Origin of the sequence: uncultured Flavobacterium sp. (assembly GCF_963975005.1) — a bacterium.
Classification (GTDB): Bacteria; Bacteroidota; Bacteroidia; order Flavobacteriales; family Flavobacteriaceae; genus Flavobacterium.
The window spans coordinates 1-3,348 of sequence record NZ_CAXBFR010000189.1 but is presented as its reverse complement, the minus strand read 5'-3'; the positions used below and the strand labels follow the sequence as shown (position 1 = coordinate 3,348).

At 30.9% G+C, this 3,348-nt stretch carries 4 protein-coding genes; 3 read left to right on the top strand and 1 reads right to left on the bottom strand.

Annotated features, from left to right (window positions below; all coding sequences use genetic code 11):
* Together AACZ53_RS14300 and AACZ53_RS14295 are read left to right on the top strand one after the other, a co-directional pair.
* Positions 1–1,149: MFS transporter (locus AACZ53_RS14300; protein WP_339839841.1), on the top strand; the 1,149-nt coding region annotated here is incomplete at its 5' end.
* Between the two features lie 47 nt (positions 1,150–1,196).
* On the top strand, positions 1,197–1,856 hold the full coding sequence (locus tag AACZ53_RS14295) for a peptidoglycan-binding domain-containing protein (RefSeq protein ID WP_339839839.1): 660 nt from the start codon (positions 1,197–1,199) through the stop codon (positions 1,854–1,856).
* A gap of 5 nt (positions 1,857–1,861) precedes the next feature.
* Here AACZ53_RS14295 and AACZ53_RS14290 read toward each other — a convergent pair whose 3' ends face one another.
* Positions 1,862–2,605 carry a UDP-2,3-diacylglucosamine diphosphatase gene (locus tag AACZ53_RS14290; protein ID WP_339839837.1) on the bottom strand — a complete coding sequence of 248 codons (744 nt, stop codon included), beginning with the start codon at positions 2,603–2,605 and terminating at the stop codon, positions 1,862–1,864.
* Positions 2,606–2,795: 190 nt separating this feature from the next.
* Between AACZ53_RS14290 and AACZ53_RS14285 the strand changes: the two genes are divergently transcribed.
* On the top strand, positions 2,796–3,348 hold a 553-nt coding region (locus tag AACZ53_RS14285; RefSeq protein ID WP_339839835.1), incomplete at its 3' end, for a choice-of-anchor J domain-containing protein.

Sequence of the window (3,348 nt, the reverse complement as noted above, 5' to 3'; positions counted from 1 at the left end):
TATAGTTTAACGAAAGATCCTTTATCATTAGGGATTATAGGTTTAATGGAAATTATTCCAGCTGTTTCTATGGCTTTATTTGCTGGCCATATTGTGGATCAAAGCGAAAAAAGGAAACTATTAGTCAAGTGTATTCTAGGTTTTTCGGTAGTAAGTTTAGGATTGTTTTTAATAACTGTTCCACAGTTTACTAAGGATTTATCCTTAAATACAATCTTGTATACTGTTTATGCTTTAGTTTTTTTAGGGGGATTGGTTCGTTCTTTTTTAGGACCAACAATTTTTTCCTTATTGTCTTTAATTGTTCCAAAAAAAGTCTACCCAAATGCTGCAACTTGGAGTAGTTCTACTTGGCAATTAGCCTCTATGTTTGGACCAGCTTTGGCAGGAGTTTCAATCAGTTTTATTGGAGTGCATTGGTCTTTATGTTTAGTGTTTGCTTTTTCAATAATGGCTTTACTTATGTTATCAAAAATTGAAAGTAAACCTATCCTAAATCCTAAAATCGGAGAGCCTATTTTCAAAAGTTTGAAAGAAGGTTTGAATTTTGTCTTTACTAACAAGAAAATTTTAGGAGCAATTTCTTTAGATATGATTGCAGTTTTATTTGGTGGAGCAGTAGCTTTGTTGCCTATTTTTGCTCAAGATATTTTAAAAGTAGGTTCAGAAGGATTTGGAGTTTTAAGAGCAGCACCGGCTTTAGGTTCTTTCTTGATGATGTTGTTTTCTGCTTATATTTCCTTAAATAGAAAAGCTGGAATCAAATTATTAGGGGCTATTTTTATGTTCGGAATTTGTATTATCGTTTTCGGATTATCTGAAATTTTCTGGATTTCGGTTTTAGCAATGTTCCTAAGTGGTGTTTTTGACGGAGTTTCTGTAGTAATTCGAAATACAATTTTACAATTACACACTCCAGATCACATGCGAGGAAGAGTTGCCTCTGTGAATTCTATTTTTGTAGGTTCTTCCAACGAACTAGGTGCTTTTGAAAGTGGTTTGACTGCAAAATTAATGGGTGTTGTAAATGCCGTGGTTTTTGGTGGAGTCATGACATTATTAACCGTAACGACAACAGCATTTGTTTTGCCAAACTTCAGAAAATTGGATTTAGAAAAAGATGTTGAGGATTTAGAAAATGAAAATTAACATTTGTTTGGCTTTTTTGTATAAATTTGCATTCAAATAAACAAAAAATGAAACAGATTTTAATTGTTATACTTATTGTTATTCTTTTAATATTTGGATATAATCAATATTCAAATTATAAGCGTTTTCATTCACCAGGTGTTGATTATGTTAGTAATAAAAAAATTGATTTCAATTACCATGATAAAAATTTCTTACTAAATTATTATCAAGCCATTGAAGATTTGAATTCTTATGTTCGTCTTCAATGGGTTCAACAAGATATCGATGTTAGAAATCCAGAAAATAATGACGAAGACACTAAAAATTCAGTTTTAGGGTATACTAGAAAATTAGGAACGGTCAAGTTTTATGAAGATAAATTAGTAGAATCTACAGTAATAAAAAAGCTAGGATTGAGCAATAAAGAGATTGCATTTTTTGAACAAAGTGGTTTAAATGCTAAAGATTATGACCAGTTTCTTAAAAGAAATTTTTTAATTGATACCTTCAAAAGTAATCCCGAAAAATATAGTTTAAAAGTTGGGGATTATAATTCCTTTGTATTTGAACTTCAAAAAAAGTTGATAGAAAAAGGATATAATATTCCTGCAGACGGACTTTTTAGAGACATTACATTTAATGCTGTTCGTTCTTTTGAAGAAAATAACCGATTATTTCCTGATGGGAAAATAGATCTGTTGACTTTAGATTTTTTGTTAAAATAATTTAATTATTCGAATTTTTTCAACTCAAAAGTCTCTCCATCAAATACACCATAAGTAAAATAACCAATCCAATCACCAAGATTTGCGTATTTGGAATTTTTGCCAACATTTATAATCATAGGTAAATGTCTGTGTCCAAATATGAAGTAATCATAATGTTTTGTTTCTAACTTTCGCTTTGCATAAAGTACTAACCACTCATTATCTTCTCCTAAAAAAGTAACATCTTCATCACCAGAAATTAGTTTGTTTTTTACCGATAAATATTGAGCTAATTTTACACCAATATCAGGATGAATCCATCGAAACAACCATTTTGAAAAAGGATTTGTAAAAACACGTTTCATACGTTTGTATCCTTTGTCACCTGGACCTTTTCCATCACCATGACCAATTAGAAAGGTTTTATTGTTGAATGTGAATTCTTTGTTGTCGTGATAAACAGGAATATTTAATTCCTTTTCAAAATAATCATGCATCCATAAATCGTGATTACCTACAAAAAAATAAATTGGAATTCCTGAATCTCTTATTTCAGCTAATTTACCTAAAACACGCACAAAGCCTTTTGGTACAACTGTTTTGTATTCAAACCAAAAATCAAATAAATCACCTAATAGAAAAATAGCATCTGCATCTTTTTTTACTTCATCTAGCCATCCAACAAATTTTTGTTCTCTAGGAAAACTTAATTCAGCTGTTGGTGCTCCAAAATGTTGGTCAGAAGCAAAATATATTTTGGTTTTCAAGTTGAATACTTATTGATTTCTTGTCAAATATATAAAAGTTTTTTATTTAATTAAATTCTATTAGGTGTAAACACACATTTAAAAATATAACATCTACACTTAAAATTGTTATTTACACCATTAATTAATTACAATTTGTTAATATTTTCTTAACTTGGTAGTCTAAATCAAACCAAACAAATAATAAACAATGAAAAAAATTACTTTACTTTTTGTGATGTTGTTCTTCTCTTTTAATAGCTTTTCGCAGCTAATAGAAGATTTTGAAGGAACAACCACCCCAAATTTAACCTCAGGAGACTGGGCTCTAACCTCAGGAAACTGGAAGGTTTTTGATAACGGAATAGGGACGGCTCAATCGTGGGGAGTGATCACAGCGCCAAATTCTTGTAACGGGCGTTCTGCTTATTTAAATAAAGAAAATGTTACCGATGGAACTTTTGCGGAAGACTGGTTAGTGACTCCTTTGTCTACTGTGCCAGCTAATGGTCAATTACACTTTTCTACGAAACAAACTTTAGCGGCTAATTTTGGAAGTGTTTATACTATACGAGTATCAACTACTTCTCAGACAAATGTGGCTACTTTTACAACTATTCAGACATGGAATGAAACAGAATTGAATGCTGTTTACAATGTTTGTGAAGAAAAAGTTGTTCAATTTCCAGCAGCCTATGTCGGTCAGACCGTATATGTTGCCTTTGTAATGACAAATGATAATGGTGACCGTTGGATTGTTGATG